Below are 22,825 nucleotides of genomic sequence, written 5' to 3' on the forward strand. Positions count from 1 at the left end.
CCGTTGCTCGACAACGACGTGAACCGGATGGAACTCTTCACCGCGATGCTGCTGTCGCTGCCCGGCTCGCCGATCCTGTACTACGGCGACGAGATCGGCATGGGCGACAACATCTGGCTCGGCGACCGCGACGGCGTCCGTACTCCGATGCAGTGGTCCCCCGACCGGAACGCGTCCTTCTCCACCGCCACACCGGGCAAGCTCGGCCTGCCGGTGATCATGGACCCGGTCTACGGGTTCCAGGCGGTCAACGTCGAGGCCGAGATGGAGAACGCGTCGAGTCTGCTGCACTGGACCAGGCGGATGATCCAGACCCGCAAGCAGCACCCGTGTTTCGGCATGGGTACCTTCACTGATCTAGGCGGTTCCAACCCGAGCGTGCTGTCCTACGTGCGGGAGTTCGGTGACGATGTCGTGCTGTGCGTGAACAACCTGTCACGCTTCCCGCAGCCGATCGAGCTGGACCTTCGGCAATGGCAGGGCGTGGAGCCGGTCGAGCTGCTCGGCGGGGTGCACTTCCCGACCATCGGCGAGCTGCCGTACCTGCTCACCCTCGGTGCGCACGGTTTCTACTGGTTCCGCCTGCCGGTCAACAAGCCGGCTGAACGTGAGGAGAGCTCTTCGTGACTTCGAATCTGGACCAGGTCCAGTCCTTCTGCGCCAACCAGCGATGGTTCGGTGAGAAGGGACACGACGTCAACGTCGACGCGATGGCCACCTCGGTGTGGCTGTCGGACGGGGGCGTCTGGCCTGCGGTCCGGATCGGGTTCGTCTACTGTGCCGGGCCGCCCGGGGCGGAGAACGCAATCCGGGTCTACCAGCTGCCGCTCAGCTATCACCGCGAGCCGGTCGACAACCTCGGCCACGCGCTGATCGGGGACTGGGACGAGCAGGACCTCGGCGACACGAGGGTCTGGGTGTACGACGCGCTGCACGACAAGGAGGCGACGCCGTACTGGCTGGACGCGCTCACGCACGGGCGCCGGCTGGACGGACTGGAGTTCCACCCGGTGCACGCGCCGGAGAACTCCACCGTCGTGCCGGATGACGCGCAGTCGCTCGTCCTCACCGTCGAGCAGAGCAACACTTCGCTGGTCTTCGGCGACACCGCACTGCTGAAGGTGTTCCGCCGGCTCGAGCCCGGGAGCAACCCCGGGGTCGAGATCGAGTCGGCGCTCACCGAGGCGGGCTCCGAGCTGGTTCCCGAGGTGCTCGGATCGGCGCGTGGCTCCTGGCCGCGGGCCGGCGGCGGCACCGACTCCGGCGACCTGGCGATGATGACGGTGTTCGAGAAGAACGCGACCGACGGCTGGTCGTACGCGACCACCTCGGTCCGCGACCTGTACGCCGAGGCGGACCTGCACGCCGACGAGGTCGGCGGGGATTTCGCCGCCGAGTCGTACCGGCTCGGCGCGAGCACCGCGGAGGTGCACGCCGAGCTGGCCAAGGCGCTCGGCACAGACGTGTGGGAGCCGGCCCAGATGGTCCAGCACGCGGCTGCGATGAAACGCCGGCTGGACAAGGCCGCCGCGGCGGTGCCCGAGCTGGACCAGTACGCCGTCGGACTCGGCCACGCCTTCGACGCGCTCGCGGCGTACGACGAACCGGTCTCGGTGCAGCGGATCCACGGGGATTTCCACCTGGGTCAGGTACTGCGGACCATCGACGGCTGGAAGCTGATCGACTTCGAGGGCGAGCCGGCCAAGTCGCTGGTCGAGCGGCGCGCGCTGGACACCCCGATCAAGGACATCGCGGGGATGCTGCGGTCCTTCGACTACGCGGCCCGCTCGCTGCTGGCCGACCACCAGGGCGACCAGCAGATCGCCTACCGGGCCGCCGAGTGGGCGAGCCGGAACCGCCGCGCGTTCTGCGACGGGTACTCCGAGGTGGCGGGGGCGGATCCGCGCGACCAGGACGTACTGCTCAGTGCGTTCCTGGCCGACAAGGTCATCTACGAGACGCTCTACGAGGCCCGGAACAGACCGACCTGGCTGCCGATCCCGCTGGCCGCGGCCGCGCAACTGAGCGGCGAGTAAGCGGCGAGTAAGCGGCCGAGCCGATCACACCACGTCCGGCTTCGCCTGGCCCCGCGCCACCCGCTTGCCGCCGTCCGCGACGCCTTGGAGCAGGGGCCGTCCGCCTGCGCCTGTGTAGGCCTGAAGCAGTCGGGTACGGGGTGCAGAAGATGAGGTGCTGATCGGGCAGGATGGGGTGTATGGAATCGAACGAGCGTGGGACCGAAGTGGGCACGCCGTTGTCCGGGCAGTCGTCCGGGCAGTCGTCCGGGCCGTTGTCCGAGCCGATGACCGAGCCGCCGAAGAAGGTCGAGGTTCCGGTTGAGGCGGGACCCGGAGCGGTCGCGGTGGATCGTTCGGTGCTCGAGCGGTTGGTGCACGGGACCTACCACGACCCGCACCAGGTGCTCGGGCCGCATCTCGGCGACGGATCGGTGACACTGCGGGTCTTGCGGCCGTTCGCGAAGTCGGTCACCGCGGTGTTCGACGACCAGCGGGTCGAGCTGCGGCACGAGTACGAGGGGATCTGGGTCGGTTCACTCGCGGTCGACAAGGTGCCCGACTACCGGCTCGAGGTTGCCTACGCGGACGGCCCCCCGCTGGAGATCGACGACCCGTACCGCTACCTGCCGTCGCTCGGCGAGATGGACCTGCATCTGATCGGCGAAGGCCGGCACGAGCAGCTGTGGACCGTGCTCGGCGCGCACGTCCGCCGGTACGACGGTCCGACCGGCTCGGTGACCGGCACGTCCTTCGCGGTCTGGGCGCCGAACGCGCAAGGCATCCGGCTGACGGCGGACTTCAACTTCTGGGACGGCCGGGCGCATCCGATGCGCTCGCTCGGCGGCAGCGGGGTCTGGGAACTGTTCGTGCCGGGCGTCGGCCCCGGCACGCGGTACAAGTTCGACATCTGCGGGCGCGACGGAGTCTGGCGGCAGAAGGCCGACCCGATGGCGAACCTGGCCGAGACTCCCCCGGCGAACGCGTCGGTGGTGACCGAGTCGTCGTACGAGTGGAAGGACGACGCGTGGCTCGAGCGCCGCGCGGCCTCCCAGGCACACGCCGAGCCGATGAGCGTCTACGAGGTTCACCTCGGCTCCTGGCGCAAGGGCCGGTCGTACCGCGAACTGGCGGACGAGCTCGTTGCCTATGTCAACGAGCTGGGTTTCACCCACGTCGAGTTCATGCCGGTGATGGAGCATCCGTTCGGTGGGTCCTGGGGCTACCAGGTCACCTCGTACTTCGCGCCGACCTCGCGCTTCGGCGATCCCGACGGCTTCCGGTTCCTGGTCGACTCGCTGCACCAGGCGAACATCGGCGTGATCGTCGACTGGGTCCCGGCCCACTTCCCGAAGGACGCCTGGGCGCTCGCCCGGTTCGACGGGACTCCGCTCTACGAGCACCCGGACCCGCGCCGCGGTGAGCAGCCGGACTGGGGCACCCTGGTGTTCGACTTCGGCCGTCCGCAGGTGCGGAACTTCCTGGTCGCGAATGCGCTCTACTGGGCCGAGGAGTTCCACATCGACGGCCTGCGGGTCGACGCGGTCGCCTCGATGCTCTACCTCGACTACTCGCGCAAGGAAGGCGAGTGGCTCCCGAACGTCCACGGTGGACGCGAGAACCTCGACGCGGTCCGGTTCCTGCAGGAGCTCAACGCCACCGTCTACAAGCACCACCCGGGCGCCATCATGGTGGCCGAGGAGTCCACCGCCTGGCCGGGCGTCACGCGCCCGACCCATCTCGGCGGGCTGGGCTTCGGGTTCAAGTGGAACATGGGCTGGATGCACGACACGCTCAGCTACGTCGGCCACGACCCGGTGCACCGCTCCTACCACCACAACGAGCTCACCTTCTCGCTGATGTACGCGTGGAGCGAGAACTTCGTGCTGCCGCTGTCGCACGACGAGGTGGTGCACGGCAAGGGCTCGCTGTGGACCCGGATGCCCGGCGACGACTGGAACAAGGCGGCCGGGCTGCGCTCGCTGCTCGCGTTCATGTGGGCCCACCCGGGCAAGCAGCTGCTGTTCATGGGCGGCGAGTTCGGCCAGACCCAGGAGTGGTCGGAGAGCCGCTCGCTCGACTGGCACCTGCTGGAGCAGCCGCTGCACGGCGGGCTGCAGCGGCTCGTGGGCGACCTCAACCGGCAGTACAAGGACCACTCCGCGCTCTTCGCCGCGGACACCCGGCCCGAGGGCTTCGCCTGGATCGACGCCAACGACTCGGCCAACAACGTGGCGAGCTTCCTGCGCTACGACCCGTCGCGGCCGGGCAGCGTGGTGGCCTGCGTGGCCAACTTCGCCGGCCACCCGCACCGCGACTACCGGGTCGGGCTCCCCCAGGCCGGCCGCTGGCGCGAGGTGCTCAACACCGACGCGCAGGACTACGGCGGGTCCGGCTGGGGCAACCTGGGCGGCGTCGACGCCGTCGAGGAGCCGTGGCACGGGCAGCCCGCGTCGGCGCTGCTGCAGCTGCCACCGCAGGGCGTGGTCTGGCTGGCCCCGGCCCCCGAGATCTGAGAGCTTGCGCCGCTACCGTGAGCTGCTCGGCGTGCCGGGTGTGCTCAGGCTGACCCTTGCGGTCCTGCTCAGCCGGGTGACCACGTCGATGCTCAACCTGACGCTCCTGGTCGCGGTCACGCAGTCCTACGGCTACGCCGAGGCCGGCCTGGTGCTGATGGTGTTCGCGGTGAGCACCGCCGTCGTCGGCCCGGCGCGGGGCCGGCTCGCGGACCGCAGGGAGCCGCGGCGGGTCCTGCTCACCCTGCTGGCGGGGCACATGGTCGCCTACACCGGGCTGCTCGCGGGGCTCGCGGCGACCGCGCCGGTCGAGGTGCTGTTCCTCGCGGCCGCCGTGCTGGGCGTCACCGTGCCACCGGCCGGGCCGGTGGTCCGCGGCGTGTGGCCGAGCCTGGTGGCGGCCGACCGGCTGCCCACCGCGTACGCGTTCGACGCGGCGCTCAACAACGCGACGTTCGTCTCGGGCCCGATGATCGCGGGTGGTCTGCTGCTGGTGCTGCCCCCGGCCGGGGCGATGGCGATCACCGGCGCGATGAAGCTCGCCGGCGACGCGCTGGTGGCCCTCGCGCCGGCGATCCGCCGCGTCGGCGAGCCCACGGAGGCCCGGCAGCACGCCCGGCAGCACGGTGCGGCGAGGATGTTCGGCCCGCTGGTCGACGGCCGGATCCGGCTGCTGCTGGCGATGATCGCGCTGGACACGTTCGCGTTCGGCTGCCTCGAGGTCACCGCGGTCGCCGCCGCCTCCGGGCAGGGCTCGGCGGGCGTGTTCACGAGCCTTCTCGCGCTCGGCGGCGTGGTCAGCGGGATCGCCTACGGGGCACGCACGTGGCCGGGTGGGCCGCGGGCCCAGCTGATCGTGCTGCACACCGGCGCGGCGCTGGCGCTGCTGGCCGGTGCGGCGGCCGGCCCGGCCGGTGCGGGCCTGGTCGCCGTCGGCGCCGCGTTCACCCTGTTCGGCCTGCTCTCCGGGCCGGTGGAGACGTTGCAGCAGGTCCTCGTCGGGGACCTGAGCCCACCCGGGCAGCGAATCGAGGCGTTCGCGTGGGTGTTCAGCATCATGTGGGCCGGCTTCGGCGTCGGCACCACGATCGCCGGGCAGCTCGCGGGCCCCGGCACCACCGCGCCGACGCTGCTGGTCGGGGCTGGTGCGCAGGCCGCGATCGTGGCGCTGGCGGCGGTGAACGTGGCCGGATTGCGCCGCTCGGCGACATGACGTGGGTGGGGGCGGGCACACTGGACGCGTGCGCATCCGATCCGGCGTCTCCGCTGTGCTGCTGCTGTCCGTGGTCACCGGCCTCACGGCGTGCACCACGGCCATCGCGGGCAGCCCGACCAGCTCCGGCTCGGTGGTCTCGCACACCGACCCCAACGCGCCGGGGGGCATCGACCCGTCGTTCGTGAAGAACACCGACGGCGGGGAGATCGACCGGCTCGCCGCCGCCGTGCTCGCGGACGTCAAGTCGTACTGGTCGGAGACGTTCCCGAAGACGTTCGGCGGCCAGTGGAAGGACCTGACCGGCGGTTACTACTCGGTCGACACCACCGACCCGAACGCGCCCGCGCCACCGTGCGTGGACAAGGCGACCGACGTCGAGGGCAACGCGTTCTACTGCCCGACCGCCGACGTCATGGCCTGGGACCGGGCGGCGCTGCTGCCGGTGCTCAAGGAGCGGTTCGGCGAGGCCGCGGTGATGCTGGTGCTGGCGCACGAGATGGGGCACGCGGTGCAGCGGCGGGCCGGGCTCACCATCGAGCAGCAGCGGGCCGACCCGGCGAAGTACCCGACGATCCTCATCGAGGCGCAGGCCGACTGCTATGCCGGGTCGTTCGTGCGCTGGGTCGCCGACGACAACGCCACCTACCTGCAGATCGCCACGGACCGGCTGGACTCCGCGCTGGAGTCGCTGATCACGTTCCGGGACCCGATCGGCACCCAGCAGACCGACGCGGGCGCGCACGGCGACGCGTTCGACCGGGTGTCCGCGTTCCAGGACGGGTTCGACTCGGGCGCGAAGCTGTGCGCCGGGATGAGCATGGACAACCGCACGTTCACCCAGACGGGCTTCATCAACGCGGCCGACGCCCAGAGCGGCGGCAACCTCGAGTTCAACCAGATGCTCAACTCGATCACGCCCAAGCTCAACGCGTACTTCAGCGGTCTGGTCACCCGGCGGGGCGGGCAGTGGAAGGAGCCCAGCCTCAGCCCCACCGAGGCCCGGCCGAACTGCACGAACGCCGACCAGGGCCCGGTGGCGTACTGCCCGGACGCGACCAAGATCGACTTCGACACCAAGACCGAGCTGCCCGGGATCCACACGAAGATCGGCGACTACGCCACCGGCACGCTGCTGGCCAGCCGGTTCGCCGTGGCCGCGCTGACCGACCTGCGGAAGCCGACGGAGGGCAGCAACTCCCAGCACGACCTGGTCTGCCTGGCCGGCTCGTTCACCGGCTCGCTGCTCAACCTCGACCAGCAGTACCTGTCCCCGGGCGACCTCGACGAGGCCATCCAGGTCCTGCTCACCTACGACTACGCCGCCCGGGACATCAAGGGCAAGTTCATCCCGACGGGCTTCGAGCGCGTCCGGGCCTTCCGCAAGGGCGTCGTGGACGGCGACAAGTCCTGCGGCCTGGACTGACCCGTGGACACCGCTCCGCTCCCCCGCTAACGTCGCTCCAGCAACAAATTCGCGAAATCACTGGGGGTTTCGGTGCGAAAGTTTGCCACGTCCTTGCTCGTCGTCCTCGGCCTCGCCGTCGTGCTCGCCGGTGGCCTCGCCGCGGCCCCGGCCGCCGCCTCCGCCGACCCCGTCGGCACCAACACCTTCTGCAGCAGGGGCTACCTGCACCGAGTCGTCGTCGACCCCGGGTCGTCGCTCTACATTCGCAGTCAGCCCTCGCCCACCGCCCCGACGGTCGGCAGCCTGCTCAACGGGACGCAGATCGTCACCACCGGCCTCACGCCCACCAACGGCTACCTCTACAACACCACCTACGGGCCCGGCTGGGTGGCCGCCGCGTACCTCACCTACCTGCGCTGCGCCTGAAACCCAGCACTCCACCGGTTCGCCGAACACGCGAGGCGGGGCCCCAGTAGGGTGCCTCCAGCGTGGTTGGTCCGGGTACCGGAGGGGATGCAATGCGGGGATTGTGGCGGATCGGGCTGGGGCTTGCCTCGGTCGCGGCGGTGATCGCTCAGCTGGGGGGCTGTGCGGGGCAGACGGTCGCGGGAACGCCGTCGGCCATGGGAGGCATCGACCCGACCAACGCCGGTGGGCTCGAGGTCAGCAACGGGCCCAGCGGGCCCCGGCAGGGCGTCGACGACGCCAAGCTGACGGTCGAGGGTGCGGACGGCGGCGCGATGGACAAGATCGCCACCAACGCGATCGGCGACCTCTACGACTACTGGGACAAGCAGCTGCCGACGCTGTTCGACGAGAAGTTCACCAAGCTCACCCGCCTGGTGTCCTACGACTCAGACGGCGCGGGCGTCACCATCTGCGGCACCAGCACCGCGGGCTTGGTCAACGCGTTCTACTGCGGTGGCGGCGGCGAGGACGCGATCGCCTGGGACCGGGGCGTGCTGCTGCCGATGCTCAACAAGCAGTTCGGCCCGATGTCGGTCGTCGGCGTGCTCGCCCACGAGATGGGGCACGCCATACAGTCCCGGCTCGGCGCGAAGTCGAACATGAGCCAGAGCACGCCGACGATCGTGCGCGAGCAGCAGGCCGACTGCTACATGGGCAACTTCTTCCGCTACGTCGCGGAGGGCAACTCCGCGCACTTCCAGATCAACACCGGCAAGGGCCTCAACGACATCCTCGCCACGCTGTTCTTCATCCGCGACCCCGCGGGCTTCGACCACATGACCGAGGGCGCGCACGGCCTCGCCTTCGACCGGGTCTACGCGTTCCAGGAGGGCTTCACCCACGACCCGAAGCGGTGCGCGGACATGGACCCGGCCGAGATCGACGGCCGGATCGCGGAGAAGCAGCGCAGCAACGCGGAGATCAAGCAGTCCAACGAGGGTGACATCGACCCGACCGAGGCCAAGAACCTGCAGGCACTGCAGGAGAGCCTCAACGACGCGTTCAAGGACAACGGCTCCGACCAGCCGCAGATCACCGGCAACGGCTCGACGTGCAAGACCGGCGAGGCGACCAAGCCGGTGACCTACTGCCCCGACGACAACGCCGTGGGCTTCGACGCGGCCTCGCTCAAGGCGCTCGCTGCCAAGCCGGACCCGAACGCGCAGCCCGGTCAGCAGGGCAGCGGCGGCCTCGGCGACTTCGCCGCGTTCGCCGAGATCGCGTCCCGCTACACGCTGTCCATCCAGAAGTCGATGGGCCTGCCGCTCGACGACAAGAAGGCCGGGCTGCGGACCGCGTGCCTCACCGGCGCGTGGGCGGGCTTCACCAACGAGGACGCCAAGGACCGGCGGCTGCGCCTGGCCATCGGCGACCTCGACGAGGCGGTGGCCGAACTCCTGCAGGAGGAGAGCCTGATCGCCGCGGACGTCAACGGCAAGCGGGTCGAGGCCGGCTTCGCCCGGGTGGAGGCGTTCCGCCGCGGCTTCATGGAGGGCTCGGCGCCCTGCACGAAGGACTTCGCCTAAAGACACCGTCGCCTAAGAACACCACGTCGGCCCCCCGGATCCGGGGGGCCGACGTGTGTCCGGGGTCGGTCAGTACAGGGCGCTGGCCAGGTCCCGCCGGGCCTTGACCACGCTCGGGTCCTCCGGCGGGAACAGGCCGAACAGCTCCACCAGATGGTTGCGCGCCCGGTCCCGGTCCGCGCCGGAGGTGCGCTTGATCACCGACAACAGCCGGGAGAACGCCTGGTCCACCCGCTGCGACGCGAGCTCCACATCGGCGGCGGCGAGCTGGGCGTCGATGTCCTCCGGCGACGTGTCCGCCCGCACGATGACCGACGGGTCCGCCGCCTCCGCCCGAGCGAGGAAGCGGACCTGCGCCAACGCGGACTTCGCCTGCTCGTTGGCCGGCTCGGCATCGAGGATCTTCTGGTACGCGGCCTCGGCCGCCGGGTAGTCGCCGCGCTCGAAGGCGTCCTCGGCCGCGGTGAACCGCTGGTCCTCGGGCTCGGGCTCCGGCTCCGGCGCTTCCACCCCGCTCTCGGCGGCGCGGATGCCCGGCAGGCGGTCGCGCAGGGCGTCCAGCAGCCCGGCGATCCACTGCTTCACCTGCGGTTCCGGCTGGGCGCCGGCGAACGCCTCGACCGGCTGGCCGCCGGCGATGGCGACCACCGTGGGGATGGACTGCACCCCGAAGAGCTGGGCGATCCGCGGGTTGGCGTCGACGTCGATCTTGGCGAGGATCCAGGCGCCGTTGCCGGCCTGGGCCAGCCGCTCGAGCAGCGGCGACAGCTGCTTGCACGGCTCGCACCACTCGGCCCACAGGTCGACGACGACCGGTACCTGCAGCGACCGCTCGACGACGTCGGACTGGAACGTCTCCTCGGTGGCCTCGATGACGAAGTCACCCGCGGCGTGCGGTGTGGTCTGCTGGCCGGCCTCCGGACCGGACGACGACGGCGGTGGCGCGGATGCCTGCCCGGCCGGCGGGCGTCTGGCCGCGTCCGCCCGGGCCTTGAGTGCGGAAAGATCGACAGCTCCGGACAGGGCGGCCGACAGAGCTGCGGTTTGACGTGGGTCTGGCCTTGTCACATAGCTATCCTGGCACGTCCCCGACATCACCCGTCGGGGCTACCGGCAAAGCGGCTCAGAACCGGACCCGCAGGCCGATCGTCGCGCCGTAGTCACCGGAGAAGCCGGCCTCGGTGCCTCGCCGCTGAGTTTCACCGTGACCAGCGCGTCGATCTGCGCGGTCGGCCGGGCCAGCAGGTGCTCGACGAGCTCCGTGGTGGCCGTGAGCTGGGCGGACGGCCCGTGAGCGCGGCTGTAGGTGAGCGGCTGCCCGTCGGTCCTGCCGGTCCTAATCGGCGGCCAGGTGCTCCTCGACGCGTGCCACCTTGGCGGTGAGCTGGCCGGTGTGGCCGGGGCGGATGTCGGCCTTGAGCACGAGGCTCACCCGCGGCGCGCGCTGCTGCACCACCTCGACCGCCCGTTTGACCACCGCCATCACCTCGTCCCACTCGCCCTCGATCGTGGTGAACATGCTCGTGGTCTCCGAGGGCAGGCCGGACTCCCGCACGACCCGCACCGCCTCGGCGACCGCTTTGCTCACGCTGTCCGACTCGCCGCCCGCGGGGGCCACACTGAATGCGACTAGCACGCCTGCTCCTCTCCCGATCCTCTCCCGAATGGAACTGTGCCTGGGCACCTTCGCGGGTACCGACTGGTAACTTCAACCGCCATGAGCCAGCGAGTGCTGTCGTTCGATCCCATCGCCCGCGCGGCCGAGATCTGGGGCGAGCGCGTCGGACCGTCCGGCACGATGGCGGCGGTCACCAGCATCATGCGAGTCCAGCAGGTACTGCAGTCCGCAGTGGACTCCGCGCTGCGGCCGCACGGGCTCACGTTCGCCCGGTACGAGGCGCTGGTGCTGCTCACGTTCTCCAAGCGCGGCAGCCTGCCGATGCGCGTGATGGGCGAGCGCCTGCAGCTGCACCCGACGAGCGTGACCAACATCGTGGATCGTCTCGAGGCCGACGGCCTGGTCAAACGCCTGCCCCACCCGACCGACCGCCGCACGACGCTGGCCGAGATCACCGAGGCCGGCCGCCGCCGCCGCGAGGAGGCGACGACAGCGGTCACCGAGGTCGACTTCGGTCTGCGGGGACTGACCGAGCGGCAGACCACCCAGCTGACCGACCTGCTGGCGAAGGTCCGCAAGGCCGTGGGCGACTTCGAGGACTGACCGACATCCGGCTCACCCGGCCCGGTCCGGCCCCGGCTGGCGGCGCAACGGGTTTGGCCTCCGGCCCCCCAGTCACCAGCGTACCTGCGGGCACCGACAGTTTCGCGGGCGCCACCATGGGCTGTGGACAGCCCGCGATCACGCCCGGGGCCGCGGGGGCCCCCCGCGTTCCAGTCTATTCGGCGGCACCGACGGTTTCGGTGCCCGCGCGTGGCCTGTGGACAGGTTGCCGGTGCGAGTGGCGCATCCCGCCACCCGGCCTCAGCTGTCCTCCCACTGGAAGACCTTCGCCGCGATCGTGCCCACCACCAGGATGAACGCGGTCAGCACCAGGCACGGCACCACCAGCGCGCTCGCGTCCCGGCCGCGCACCAGGAAGTCCATGATCCCGTCGTTCATGTGCCGCAGCGGGAACACGTTCGACACCGTCCGCATCCACCCCGGCGACTGGTCGATCGGGAAGAACGTGCCGGACAGGAACGCCATCGGCAGCACCACGATGTTCGCCGCGCCGGTGGCCGCCTCCTCGGTCTTGCAGAACGCGCCCACCAGCATGCCGATCGCGAAGAACGCCAGGATGCCCAGCAGGAACACCGGGATCGCGAGCGCCCACGTGCCCGTGAGCTTGAGGCCGAACACCGGCAGCGCGCCGATCCCGAGGAAGATCAGCGCCTGCACGATCGCGACCCCGATGGTCACCACCACGCGGGAGGTCAGCACGGTCGACGCGGGCACCGGGGCCAGCCGGATCCGGCGCAGCACCTGCTTCTTGCGCCAGCTCACCAACGTCAGCGCCGCCCCGAACACCGCCGTGACCGCGACGCCCCAGGACATGATGCCCGGCATGATGTACTGGATCGGCTTGAGCGAGGAGTCCTCGACGTTCGATCCGTCCACTGTGTACTTCGGCGGCACGCCCGTGGCCTGCTGGTTCAGCTGGCTGATCACACCCTGGACGATCCCGGCGATCGTGCCGGCCTGGGTCTGGTCGCTCTGGGCGTACCGGAACGTGACCTGGTCGCCGTTCTCCGCCACGACCGCCGGCAGGTCGCCGTCCTTCACCTTCCGCACGGCCTCGTCGAGGGTGTCGTGGTGCTCCAGCGCCAGCGCGCCGGTCTGCCCCAGCGCGGTGATCACCGGCCCCTCGCCGACGACCCCGATGTTGATCTTCTGCGCGCCCGCGTCCCGGAACAGCAGGCCGAACACGACGAGGAACATCAGCGGGAAGACGAACGTGAAGAACAACGTCGCCTTGTCCCGGTAGAACCCCTTGAGCATGGCGAGCGCGAGGCTCTTGAACGCGGTCACGCCCGGTACTCCCGTCCGGTCAGCTCCAGGAAGACGTCCTCGAGGGTGGCGGTCCGCACCTGCAACCCGGCCAGCGAACCGCGCTCGGCGAGGGCGGACAGGACCTCGGCCGGCTTGCGGGTGGAGATCGTCAGCGACGCCTCGTCCTCGGTGACGACGTCCGCGCCGGGCAGTGCCTCGGCGTCCGAAATGGACAGTAAGCCGCGTTCGAGGATCACCCGGGTCGGCGCGTCCAGCCCGCGCACCAGCGCCGCCGGGCGGTCCATCGCGAGGATCCGGCCCCGGTCCATGATCGCCACCCGGTCGCAGAGGATCTCCGCCTCGTCGAGGTAGTGCGTGGTGTAGACGATCGTCTTGCCGCGCTCCTGGATCGCGCGCAGCACGTCCCAGAGGTTGCGCCTCGCCTGCGGGTCCAGCGCCGCGGTCGGCTCGTCGAGGAACACCACGTCCGGGTCGTGCACCAGCGCGCAGGCGATCGAGAGCCGCTGCCGCTGGCCGCCGGAGAGCTTGTCCTCGCGGGTGTCCGCCTTGTCGGCGAGGCCGACGAGCTCGAGCATCTCCCGGGCCCGTGCGGCGCCGACGCCGTAGAGCGAGGCGAACGTCTCGAGCTGCTCGCGCGCGGTGAGCTTCTCGAAGAACGACGACGCCTGCAGCTGCACGCCGATGCGCGGCAGCAGCGACACCTTGCGTGGCCACGGGCTCTCGCCGAGCAGCGTCACCGACCCGGAGTCAGGCTCGCGCAGCCCCTCGATGATCTCCAACGTCGTGGTCTTGCCGGCCCCGTTCGGGCCGAGGATGCCGAAGAACTCCCCCTCGGCGACGGACAGCGACACCCCGTCCACCGCGTTCAGGTCCCCGTACGCCTTGCGGAGGTCCTCGACCACCACCGCCGCGCCTGCTGTGTCGATCACGAGCGAGAACATAACCGAGCACACCCCGGAAACGACCGGCTACGAGCCGATTCGCCACCTAAGGAGCCCGCGATGTAGCCGAAGGTCGAACCGGCACGCTCCGCGCGGCGACCAGCCGGTTCGGGCCGCGGCTGGACTGATCCACGAACTCGGGTGAACCGCGGGCGCGTGGCTCCCGTGTACAGGGGCGTAGGTCCCTCGCGCGAGACGGGCGCGAGCGGTCCAGCCGACCCACAAGGGGTTCCCATGTCTCGCAAGCACCTCGCGGTCCCGATGGCGGCCGCGGCCATCGGCCTGCTGACGCTCGGCGCCTGTAGCACCGGCCCCCAGTCCCCCGCCGCCGACACCTACGCCGCGCCGGCCAAGGCCGCCGCCGCCAACGACGCCCCGAAGACCCCCGCGGTGACGCTGAGCGCGGTCCAGGTCGACGGCCTCGGCCAGATCCTCACCGACCAGTACGGCTACACCCTCTACCGCTTCGACATGGACTCCGCCAACCCGCCGCTGTCCAAATGCGACGGTCCCTGCGCCACCAAGTGGCCGCCGCTCACCACCGACGGGGCGGTGCAGGTCAGCGGCGTCGACCAGAGCGTGGTCGGCGACATCACCCGTGGCGACGGCACCAAGCAGGTCACGGTCAACGGCTGGCCGGTCTACAAGTTCGCCGACGACGCCGTCCCCGGCGAGGTCAAGGGACAGGGCGTGAACGGCACGTGGTTCGCGGTCACCCCGGACGGCGGCAAGGCCGGCGCACAACAAGCACAACAAGCACAGCCCGCGCAACGAGCACAGCCCGCGCCGGCCCAACCCGCGCAGGGCCCGGTCCGGATCGTCGGCGCCGACCTCCCCGGCTTCGGCCCCGCGCTCGCCGACCAGGACGGCTTCACCCTCTACCTGTTCACCAAGGACTCGAAGAAGCCGTCGAAGGCCACCTGCGACGGCGCGTGCGCCGAGAAGTGGCCGCCGGTGACCGACAACGGCGACGTGCAGGTGACCGGCGTGGACAAGGCACTCGTCGGCAGCGTCGCGCGCGCCGACGGCACCACGCAGGTCACCGTCGGCGGCTGGCCGGTCTACCGGTTCTCGGGCGACACCGACGCCGGGCAGACCAACGGCCACGGTGTGGGCGGCACCTGGTTCGTGATCGAGCCGGCCGGCTGCAAGTCCGCCGCCCCGGTCCAGCAGCAGGCGCCCGCCGGCGGCGGCTACTGATCCCCGAGCTCGCCGCCTGATCTGCCCGGCTACAGGTCTCCCGCGGTGAAGAGCCGGGTGCGCGCAGCCAACGCGCACCCGGCTCGACCTATCTCCGTGCCCCCTTGAGCAGGTTCCCCTCGGTGGACAGGTAGTGGTCGCGGTAGTCGAACCGCCGCGCGTCGCCGAAGATCAGCCAGTAGTACTTCAGCTGCTCCGACCACCAGTACCCCGGGCAGAAGTCCCCGCGCCCCACCGGGTTCGTCGTCACGTCGGTGAGGATCGTGTAGCCGTAGCGGACCTTCGAGGTGCGCTTCATCTGGTCGTAGTGCTTCTTGGCCCGCTGCCGGTAGAGCTCGTCACCGGTCACCAGCCACAGGCTGAACGCCGAGTCGGCGAACTCCGGGCGCAGCTGGTTGCCCTTGCTGGTGGCCGCGAGCGTCGAGTAGTCGATGCCCTCGGGCAGCACCCCGTAGCGGTCCTGCACCACGTTCCACGAGTCGTGGTAGCGCCGGCCGTCGCGCACGTCGCCACCCTCGGCGAGCAGGCCCGCGAAGAACGAGCCCAGCTCGCTCTGCTCGCGGCTCACGATCGCCCCGGTGAACGCGTCCACCTGCGCGAACCACAGCCGCCCACCGACCACTTCGGACTGGTGCGCCAGGATGCCGGCGACGAGCGTGTCGTACCAGGACTTCAGGTCCGGGTCGCCGAGCAGCTTCCAGCCGTCCCACAGGTACTCGTAGTAGGAGTCGGCAGGCGGGCCGACGGTCGCGGTCCTGTTGAGCCACTCGCCGGTCTCCGCGTGCACCGCGTACGGCAGCAGGTCCAGCGGGCTGCGCTTGGCGAAGGTCACCTCGAACGCCCGCTTGGCGGCGGTGACGTACTTCGGGTCGCCGGTCCACCGCGACAGCGCGCCGAGCTCGGTGATGTAGGTGCCGGTCTCGGCGAGGTTGGTCTCCGGCCCGCTCACCGCGCCGGTGCGCAGGTTCGCGTACCGGTAGGGGACCCCGCTCGGCGACTTGGTGAACGCCGGCAGCAGCCGGTCCGCGAGGTCGGCGGCCAGCTCCAGCAGCCGGGGCTCGCCGGTGCAGTGGTATCCGGACAGCAGCCCGCCGACCATCCGGATGTTGGCCTCGAACACCTGGAAGGACGCGTCGATGTCGAACCGGAGGTTGGCCTTGACCCACTCGACGCCCTGCTCGAGCTCGGCGTCGAGCTCCATCAGCCACAGCGTGTCGAGGGCCTCGACGATCGTGAGGCCCACTGGGCGGCCCGGCGCGAAGAACTCCTCGAACCCGCCGCTGACCGGCTTGATCTGGTCGTGCCCGAACGCGCGGGCGACGTAGTGGCGCCAGGCCCACCGGGTCTCGGTGCGCACGTCGTCGGCCACCGGCCGCCAGGACGCGGGTGGCGCGGCCAGGGCCACCGGGGCGGTCACCACCCCGGCCGCACCGAGCCCGGCGGCGGCGCCGAGCAGTTCGAGGAACCTTCTGCGCTGCAGGGATGTACGCATCGAGCACTCCTGACAACCTTGTCGAGGTGAGCTTGCGGTCTAGACCACCTTGCGAAAAGTCCCCAACCACGTCAAGGGTTTGACAACTCCAGCCGCGGCGTAGTCGAATCGCGGGCATCATGACAACGTTGTCCAACCAGCGGCCGCGCAAGGTCCGCCGGGCCACGATGAGCGACGTGGCGCGGCTGGCCGGCGTGTCGATCAAGACGGTGTCGCGGGTGGTCAACGACGAGCCAGGGGTGCACGCGGACACCGCCGAGCGGGTGCTCGCGGCCATCGAGCGGCTGGGCTTCCGGCGCAACGTCGGCGCGCTCAACCTGCGCCGCGGCTCGTCCACCGGCACGATCGGTCTCGTGCTCGAGGACGTGGCCAACCCCTTCTACTCGGGGCTCACCCGGGCCACCGAGGAGGTCGCCCGCCGCTTCGGCCGCCAGGTGCTGACCGGGTCGTCGGACGAGGACCCGGGCCGCGAACGCGAGCTGTCGCTGGAGTTCTGCGCGCGGCGGGTGGACGGGCTGATCGTCGTCCCGGCCGGGGCCCGGCACGGCTACCTGCTGCCGGAGATCGCGTCGGGCACGCCGGTGGTGTTCGTCGACCGCCCGCCCGGTGACGTCCTCGTCGACACCGTGCTGGTGGCCAACGTCGAGGGCGCCGCCACCGCGGTCGCGCACCTGGCCCGGCACGGCCACCGGCGGATCGGCTTCCTCGGCGACGCGCCGGCGATCTACACCGCGGCCGAGCGGCTGCGCGGGTTCCGCGAGGGCTGCACGGCGGCGGGCGTGCGCTACGACGAGCGGCTCGTCGCCATGGCCCCGCCCAGCCCCGCCGGGGTGGCCGAGGCGCTGGCCCGGATACTCGGCGGGCCCGGCCCGGCCACCGCGCTGATCACCGGCAACAACCGGATCACCGTCCTGGCGCTGCGCGCGCTGGCCGGTGTGTCCACCCGGCCGGCGCTGGTCGGCTTCGACGACTTCGAGCTCGCCGACCTGCTCGACCCGCCGGTGAGCGTGGTCGCGCTGGACCCGGCGGTGCTCGGCAAGGCGGCCGCGGAGCTGCTCTTCGCGCGGCTGGACGGCGACGACTCGCCACCCCGCCGGATCGTGCTCCCGGTCCGGCTCGTACCCCGTGGATCCGGAGAGGTTGGCCCGTGACCGACACTGACGCTGCTCTGACCGACGCGGACGGCTTGCGGCCCGTGCGCCTGCCCGCGAACCAGCCCGAGCGGTTCTACCGTGGTGGGGCGGCCATCGCGGCGCTGCGTGGTGAGCACGAGGTGCGCGAGTTCGGCCCGGAGGACTGGGTCGCCTCGTGCACGACCCTGCACGGCCGGCCGGACCTCGGGTTGACGGTGCTGCCGGACGGGGAGCTGCTGCGCGACGCTGTCGCCGAGCACGCCGACAACTGGCTCGGCGCGTCGCACATCGCGCGGTTCGGCACGGACTCGGCGCTGCTGGTGAAGCTCCTCGACGCCGGCCAGCGGCTGCCGGTGCACTGCCACCCGTCCGACGAGTTCGCCGCCGCCCACTTCGGCTCCCGCTACGGCAAGACCGAGGCGTGGATCGTCGTCGGTACGTCCGGCCCGTCCGCGACAGTCCACATCGGATTCGCCAAGGACCTCGACGCCCCCGTCGTGGCCGACTGGGTGGCCCGCCAGGACGCGGCGGCGATGCTCGGCGCGCTCAACGAGGTGACCGTGCGCCCGGGCGACACGGTGTTCGTGCCGGCCGGCGTGCCGCACGCGATCGGCGAGGGCGTGTTCATCGTGGAGCTGCAGCAGCCGACGGACCTGTCGGTGACGCTGGAGTGGCAGGGCTTCCTCGACGACGAGGGTGGCGGCCACCTGGGCATCGGCTTCGACACGGCGCTGGGTTGTGTCGACCTGAGCGGCTGGGGCGGCGAGCGGATGGGCGCCCTCGTGCGGCACCAGGAGGACACGGGCGCGCCGGTGCGCGACCTGTTCGGCGACGCGGCGTCCCGGTTCTTCCGGGCGGAGCGGATCCGTGGTGGCGCGGAGCTGACCCCGTCGTTCGCCGTGCTGGTGGCCATGTCCGGGGCGGGTGTCCTGCACACCGAGCACGCGGGCGATGTGCCGGTGGCCCGCGGCGACACGTTCGTGCTGCCCCACGCCGCGGGCGCGGCGACGGTGTCCGGCGATGTCGTGGCGTTGCGCTGCCAGCCGCCGACGGCTAGCTGAGGCCCATGCGCCCCTCGGTGTTGACGACCCCCCGGTAGATGTGCGGTGCGAAGCGCCCCACGCCCTGGGCGATGAGGGGGATGAACTTGACGTTGCTGCCCAGCGGCATGCGGTAGCCGTTCTGGACGCCCTGGCGTTCCCAGAGGTGGGCCATCTCCGGGTGCCGGCCGGCGAACCCGGGGTCGCCGGGGAAGAGGTCGAGCCGCACGTGCGCGCGCTCGCCCGCGATCTTGTCCGAGGCGGCGCCGGCGAGCTTGTCGCCGACGCTCTGGTTGAACTCCATGGGCCTGTGCTTGGAGATCGACACGGCGGCGAGCTCGGCCCACGGCACCGCCCAGGGCGCGCCCGTGGGGTCGTCCCACCGGATACCGGCGGCCTCGAGGACCAGCCTTCGCGGCCGGAAGACCTTCTTCCGTCCCACGACGACGAACACGACGGGGACGAGGAACAAGCCCCCGATGACGATGGCCGCGATGGCCGCCCCCGCACCCCCGTCGACGGCCCCGATGAGCCCCGAGATGACGGCGATGAGCCCGATCCCCCCGGCCACCGAAGCCCCGATGACCGCCTTCTTGCCATCGGCACCACCCACGTCGATGACGACGGCACCCGGCCCGTAGCCCGGCGCCATGGCTCCCGCCCCCGTCGGCCCGGGCGCCATCGGGTGGCCGGGCGGCGGATAGCCAGGCTGCGGGCCATACCCGGGCGGCCCAGCCGGCGGCCCCGCCTGCGGATACCCCGGCGGTGGCGGCGGGTACCCGCCCGGCGCCCCGTAACCCGGCGCCCCGTAACCCTGTGGCCCACCCTGCGGCGGCCCTCCATACGGCGGCTGAAACGGCGGTCCCCCTGGCGGCATCCCTGGCGGCATCGTCACGGCCCGATGGTAACCACGAGCACCGACGAACTTGACGGCCGTGGCCTCCGGCCCCCCGAGATCCATCCTACGGACGCCCACCGACAAGAACCGGCGGCGAGAGACCGCCCTGTGGACAACCAGAACGTCAGAGGTCAGCGATGAGCAAGTCGGCGGCCGAGTAAGGATCCAACTCCCCCGCGGCGACCTTCGAGGCCAACCCCGCGAGCGCCTCCCCATCCAACCGGGACCGCAGAGAGGCCACCGCGATCGCCTCGATCTCCCGCGCAGCCCGCCGAGCCCGCCGACCCGCCAACTCCCCGTGCGAAACCAACCACTCCCGATGCGCGTCGAGCGCGGCCACGACGTCGGAGACCCCTTCCCCGGCGGATGCCACGGTACGCACGATCGGCTGTCGCCAGGACGAGTGGGAACCCAGCGAGATCATGTGCCGCAGGTCCCGCACGGTCTGCGCGGCGCCGTCCCGATCGGCCTTGTTGACGACGAACACGTCCGCCACCTCGAGGATGCCGGCCTTCGCCGCCTGGACCCCGTCGCCCATCCCCGGAGCCAACAACACGACGGTCGTGTCCGCAAGACCGACGATGTCCACTTCGGACTGTCCAACCCCGACGGTCTCGATCAGCACCACGTCGCAGCCCGCGGCGTCCAGCACGCGCAGCGCCTGCGGGGTCGCGGTGGCGAGCCCGCCGAGGTGACCACGGGTGGCCATCGACCGGATGAACACCGCCGGGTCGGTGGCGTGGTCGTGCATCCGGATCCGGTCACCCAGCAGCGCCCCGCCGGAGAACGGCGACGACGGGTCGATCGCCAGCACACCGACCCGCAGGTCCTGCTCGCGGAACGCCGAGATCAGCACCGACGTGGACGTCGACTTGCCCACCCCGGGCGGCCCGGTGAGCCCCAGCACCCGCGCCCGCCCGACGTACGGCGTCAGCGCCGCCGCCACCGCACGCAGGTGTGGGCTCTCGTCCTCCACGAGCGAGATCAGCCGGGCGACCGCCCGCGGCCGGCCGGCCCGGGCGTCCGAGACGAGCGCCGAGATGTCCACAGAGGACAAGCTAGACCTTGAGCAGCAGGGCGTCGCCCTGCCCGCCCCCGCCGCACAGCGCGGCCGCGCCCAGCCCGCCACCGCGGCGGCGCAGCTCGTAGGCCAGGTGCACGGCCAGCCGCGCCCCGGACGCCCCGATCGGGTGGCCCAGCGCGATCGCGCCGCCGTGGACGTTCACGATGTCCTCGCTGATGCCCAGCTGCCTGGTCGACACGACACCGACGGCGGCGAACGCCTCGTTGATCTCCACCAGGTCGAGGTCGGACACCGACTGCCCGGACTTGGCGAGCGCGGCCTTGATCGCGTTGGCCGGCTGCTCGTGCAGGCTCGCGTCCGGCCCGGCGACCACGCCGTGCGCGCCGATCTCGGCGAGCCACGGCAGGCCCAGCGACCGCGCCTTCTCCTTGCTCATCACGACGACCGCGGCGGCACCGTCGGAGATCTGCGACGCCGAGCCCGCGGTGATCGTGCCGTCCGAGGAGAACGCCGGCCGCAGCTTCGCGAGCCCCTCGGCCGTGGTGTCGCCGCGCACACCCTCGTCGGTGTCGAACACGACCGGGTCGCCCTTGCGCTGCGCGATCGACACCGGCGCCATCTCCTCGGCGAACAGCCCTCCGGAGATCGCCGCCGCGGCGCGCTGGTGCGAGCGGGCGGAGAAGCTGTCCTGCTCCTCGCGGGTGAGCCCGTAGCGGGAGTTGTACTTCTCGGTGGACGCGCCCATGGCCACCTGGTCGAACGCGCAGAACAGGCCGTCGTAGGCCATGTGGTCGATCATCGTCACGTCGCCGTACTTGAAGCCCGAGCGCGACTTCGGCAGCAGGTGCGGCGCCTGGGTCATCGACTCCTGCCCACCGGCCACGACGATCTCGAACTCGCCGGCGCGGATGAGCTGGTCGGCCAGCGCGATGGCGTCGAGGCCGGACAGGCAGACCTTGTTGATGGTCAGCGCGGGCACGTCCATCGGGATGCCGGCGGCGACCGCGGCCTGGCGCGCGGGAATCTGCCCGGCGCCGGCGGTGAGCACCTGCCCCATGATCGTGTACTCCACCTGCTCCGGCGCCACCCCGGCGCGGTCCAGCGCGGCCTTGATGGCGACGCCGCCGAGCTGCGCGCCGGTGAAGTCCTTGAGCGAGCCGAGCAGGCGGCCGATCGGGGTGCGCGCCCCGGCGACGATGACGGAACCGGACACGACAAGCCTCCAGTTGCTAGCGGGCGTTAACTTCGGACCATACCCGGGACCGCGTCCGCCGACACCGCGCGATGTGAGTAGCCGCACAGGCACCGGGCGTGCTCCGGCGTTACGTTGTCAGGCATGGACGAGCTGAAGTCGTACGTCACCGCCGTCGACCATGTGGGCATCGCCGTGCCGGACATGGACGAGGCGATCGCGTTCTACCGCGACGTCCTCGGCTTCGAGCTCACCCACGAGGAGGTCAACGAGGCGCAGGGCGTGCGCGAGGCGATGCTGCACCCGCCGGGCGACGCCGCCGGCACCGCCGTGCAGCTGCTCGCGCCGCTCGGCCCGGACACCACGATCGGCAAGTTCCTGGCCCGCAAGGGGCCCGGCGTGCAGCAGGTGGCCTACCGGGTCTCCGACATCGACGCGGCCAGCGAGGCATTGCGGGCCAAGGGTTTGCGCGTGATGTACGACGAGGCCGCCGCCGGTACCGCGAACAGCCGGACCAACTTCGTGCACCCGAAGGACGCCGGCGGCGTGCTCATTGAGCTAGTGGAGCCGGCGCCGACGGACCGGTGAGCGCGCCGGCGACGAAGTCGACCTCGCGGTCCATGGTCTCGGAGCTCGCGACGTCCTCGGACACGCCGTGCCGGGCCACCGAGTGCCGGTAGCTGACCGCGAGCGCGAGCAGCCCCGAGGCGGTGTCGACCGCGGCCACCGGCAGGCTGCCGGTGCTCGCCGCCATGATCACGGCGCGGACCTGGTCGACCACCGTGCCGAACCGCGCCTGCAGCGCGTCGCGGACGGCGGTGTGCGTGTCGGCCTCCCGCCAGAGCAGGTGGGACAGCAGGTAGGAGGCCCGCATCCGCGCGTCGAGCTCGGCGACGAGCCGGCGCAGGCTGGCCGCGACGTCGCCCGGTACGACCACGCCCGCCGTCTCGATGTGCTCGTCCGGCAGCCGCTCGACGAGCGCACCGAGCAGGTCGGGCTTGCGTTGGAAGTAGTAGTGCACGAGCCCCTTGGGCACTCCGGCCCGCGCCGCGATCTTCGAGGTCGGCGTGGCGTCGAACCCCGACTCGGCGAACAGCTCCTCGGCCGCGGCGAGGATCCGCTCGCGGGCGGACGGGTCGGTCTTCTTCTTCGTCAGTCGCATCGTGCTGCCCCTTCTCGCAAGGCGCGCGGCCCACAACGTAACCCGGGAAGGCCACGCCATGGACCGCGTGCGGTTTACCGAAGGGG

21 protein-coding genes are annotated in these 22,825 nt (G+C 71.3%); 12 read left to right on the forward strand and 9 right to left on the reverse strand.

What is annotated here, in order from left to right; translation table 11 throughout:
• The 7 genes from VGD70_RS21740 to VGD70_RS21770 all read left to right on the forward strand — a co-directional run.
• On the forward strand, window positions 1-627 hold a 627-nt coding region (locus tag VGD70_RS21740; protein ID WP_331084144.1), incomplete at its 5' end, for an alpha-glucosidase C-terminal domain-containing protein.
• Window positions 624-2,036: a maltokinase N-terminal cap-like domain-containing protein gene (locus VGD70_RS21745; RefSeq protein WP_331084146.1), complete on the forward strand. Its 1,413-nt coding sequence runs from the start codon at window positions 624-626 to the stop codon at window positions 2,034-2,036. The genes VGD70_RS21740 and VGD70_RS21745, both read left to right, overlap by 4 nt.
• 266 nt (window positions 2,037-2,302) lie before the next feature.
• Window positions 2,303-4,531: a 1,4-alpha-glucan branching protein GlgB gene (gene glgB, locus VGD70_RS21750; protein WP_414638022.1), complete on the forward strand. Its 2,229-nt coding sequence runs from the start codon at window positions 2,303-2,305 to the stop codon at window positions 4,529-4,531.
• A 4-nt stretch (window positions 4,532-4,535) separates the two neighbouring features.
• A complete protein-coding gene (locus VGD70_RS21755; RefSeq protein ID WP_331084153.1) occupies window positions 4,536-5,744 on the forward strand; it encodes an MFS transporter in 1,209 nt (402 codons plus the stop codon).
• 1 nt (window position 5,745) lies between these two features.
• On the forward strand, window positions 5,746-7,170 hold the full coding sequence (locus VGD70_RS21760) for a neutral zinc metallopeptidase (RefSeq protein WP_331084155.1): 1,425 nt from the start codon (window positions 5,746-5,748) through the stop codon (window positions 7,168-7,170).
• 72 nt (window positions 7,171-7,242) lie between these two features.
• Window positions 7,243-7,578 carry an SH3 domain-containing protein gene (locus VGD70_RS21765; protein WP_331084157.1) on the forward strand — a complete coding sequence of 112 codons (336 nt, stop codon included), beginning with the start codon at window positions 7,243-7,245 and terminating at the stop codon, window positions 7,576-7,578.
• Between the two features lie 92 nt (window positions 7,579-7,670).
• Window positions 7,671-9,146 carry a neutral zinc metallopeptidase gene (locus VGD70_RS21770; RefSeq protein ID WP_331084159.1) on the forward strand — a complete coding sequence of 492 codons (1,476 nt, stop codon included), beginning with the start codon at window positions 7,671-7,673 and terminating at the stop codon, window positions 9,144-9,146.
• A gap of 69 nt (window positions 9,147-9,215) precedes the next feature.
• Here VGD70_RS21770 and VGD70_RS21775 read toward each other — a convergent pair whose 3' ends face one another.
• A complete protein-coding gene (locus VGD70_RS21775) occupies window positions 9,216-10,214 on the reverse strand; it encodes a tetratricopeptide repeat protein (protein ID WP_331084161.1) in 999 nt (332 codons plus the stop codon).
• A gap of 268 nt (window positions 10,215-10,482) precedes the next feature.
• Complete coding sequence (locus VGD70_RS21780; protein WP_331084163.1) at window positions 10,483-10,782, reverse strand: MTH1187 family thiamine-binding protein; 300 nt, start codon at window positions 10,780-10,782, stop codon at window positions 10,483-10,485.
• A gap of 81 nt (window positions 10,783-10,863) precedes the next feature.
• On the opposite strand from VGD70_RS21780, the gene VGD70_RS21785 reads away from it, so the two are divergent.
• Window positions 10,864-11,367 carry a MarR family transcriptional regulator gene (locus VGD70_RS21785; RefSeq protein ID WP_331084165.1) on the forward strand — a complete coding sequence of 168 codons (504 nt, stop codon included), beginning with the start codon at window positions 10,864-10,866 and terminating at the stop codon, window positions 11,365-11,367.
• 261 nt (window positions 11,368-11,628) lie between these two features.
• Here VGD70_RS21785 and VGD70_RS21790 read toward each other — a convergent pair whose 3' ends face one another.
• Together VGD70_RS21790 and VGD70_RS21795 are read right to left on the reverse strand one after the other, a co-directional pair.
• The gene (locus tag VGD70_RS21790; protein ID WP_331084167.1) at window positions 11,629-12,675 is read right to left on the reverse strand and encodes an ABC transporter permease; all 1,047 of its coding nucleotides are present in this window, start codon (window positions 12,673-12,675) and stop codon (window positions 11,629-11,631) included.
• The gene (locus VGD70_RS21795) at window positions 12,672-13,586 is read right to left on the reverse strand and encodes an ABC transporter ATP-binding protein (RefSeq protein WP_331084169.1); all 915 of its coding nucleotides are present in this window, start codon (window positions 13,584-13,586) and stop codon (window positions 12,672-12,674) included. Before VGD70_RS21795 ends, VGD70_RS21790 begins: the two co-directional genes overlap by 4 nt.
• A gap of 246 nt (window positions 13,587-13,832) precedes the next feature.
• Between VGD70_RS21795 and VGD70_RS21800 the strand changes: the two genes are divergently transcribed.
• Window positions 13,833-14,798 carry a hypothetical protein gene (locus VGD70_RS21800; RefSeq protein WP_331084171.1) on the forward strand — a complete coding sequence of 322 codons (966 nt, stop codon included), beginning with the start codon at window positions 13,833-13,835 and terminating at the stop codon, window positions 14,796-14,798.
• Between the two features lie 88 nt (window positions 14,799-14,886).
• On the opposite strand, the gene VGD70_RS21805 is transcribed toward VGD70_RS21800, so the two are convergent.
• A complete protein-coding gene (locus tag VGD70_RS21805) occupies window positions 14,887-16,290 on the reverse strand; it encodes a glycoside hydrolase family 47 protein (protein ID WP_331084173.1) in 1,404 nt (467 codons plus the stop codon).
• Between the two features lie 167 nt (window positions 16,291-16,457).
• Here VGD70_RS21805 and VGD70_RS21810 point away from each other — a divergent pair, with 167 nt between their 5' ends.
• Together VGD70_RS21810 and VGD70_RS21815 are read left to right on the forward strand one after the other, a co-directional pair.
• On the forward strand, window positions 16,458-17,441 hold the full coding sequence (locus VGD70_RS21810; protein WP_331084211.1) for a LacI family DNA-binding transcriptional regulator: 984 nt from the start codon (window positions 16,458-16,460) through the stop codon (window positions 17,439-17,441).
• Complete coding sequence (locus VGD70_RS21815; RefSeq protein ID WP_331084175.1) at window positions 17,438-18,484, forward strand: class I mannose-6-phosphate isomerase; 1,047 nt, start codon at window positions 17,438-17,440, stop codon at window positions 18,482-18,484. Before VGD70_RS21810 ends, VGD70_RS21815 begins: the two co-directional genes overlap by 4 nt.
• Here VGD70_RS21815 and VGD70_RS21820 read toward each other — a convergent pair.
• The 3 genes from VGD70_RS21820 to VGD70_RS21830 all read right to left on the reverse strand — a co-directional run bounded on the left by VGD70_RS21820 (window position 18,477) and on the right by VGD70_RS21830 (window position 21,598).
• Window positions 18,477-19,115 carry a hypothetical protein gene (locus VGD70_RS21820; RefSeq protein ID WP_331084176.1) on the reverse strand — a complete coding sequence of 213 codons (639 nt, stop codon included), beginning with the start codon at window positions 19,113-19,115 and terminating at the stop codon, window positions 18,477-18,479. The two genes, VGD70_RS21815 and VGD70_RS21820, sit on opposite strands and share 8 nt — an antisense overlap.
• 370 nt (window positions 19,116-19,485) lie before the next feature.
• Window positions 19,486-20,409 carry a methylmalonyl Co-A mutase-associated GTPase MeaB gene (gene meaB / locus VGD70_RS21825; protein WP_414638020.1) on the reverse strand — a complete coding sequence of 308 codons (924 nt, stop codon included), beginning with the start codon at window positions 20,407-20,409 and terminating at the stop codon, window positions 19,486-19,488.
• 10 nt (window positions 20,410-20,419) lie between these two features.
• On the reverse strand, window positions 20,420-21,598 hold the full coding sequence (locus VGD70_RS21830) for an acetyl-CoA C-acetyltransferase (protein WP_331084180.1): 1,179 nt from the start codon (window positions 21,596-21,598) through the stop codon (window positions 20,420-20,422).
• Between the two features lie 123 nt (window positions 21,599-21,721).
• On the opposite strand from VGD70_RS21830, the gene mce reads away from it, so the two are divergent.
• Entirely contained in the window at window positions 21,722-22,165 is a 444-nt protein-coding gene (gene mce, locus VGD70_RS21835; protein WP_331084182.1) for a methylmalonyl-CoA epimerase, read from the forward strand.
• Here the strand turns inward: mce and VGD70_RS21840 are convergent.
• Entirely contained in the window at window positions 22,128-22,739 is a 612-nt protein-coding gene (locus tag VGD70_RS21840; RefSeq protein ID WP_331084184.1) for a TetR/AcrR family transcriptional regulator, read from the reverse strand. The two genes, mce and VGD70_RS21840, sit on opposite strands and share 38 nt — an antisense overlap.
• Window positions 22,740-22,825 lie beyond the last annotated feature (86 nt).

Source organism: Actinophytocola sp., from assembly GCF_036402745.1.
Taxonomy (GTDB): domain Bacteria; phylum Actinomycetota; class Actinomycetes; order Mycobacteriales; family Pseudonocardiaceae; genus Actinophytocola.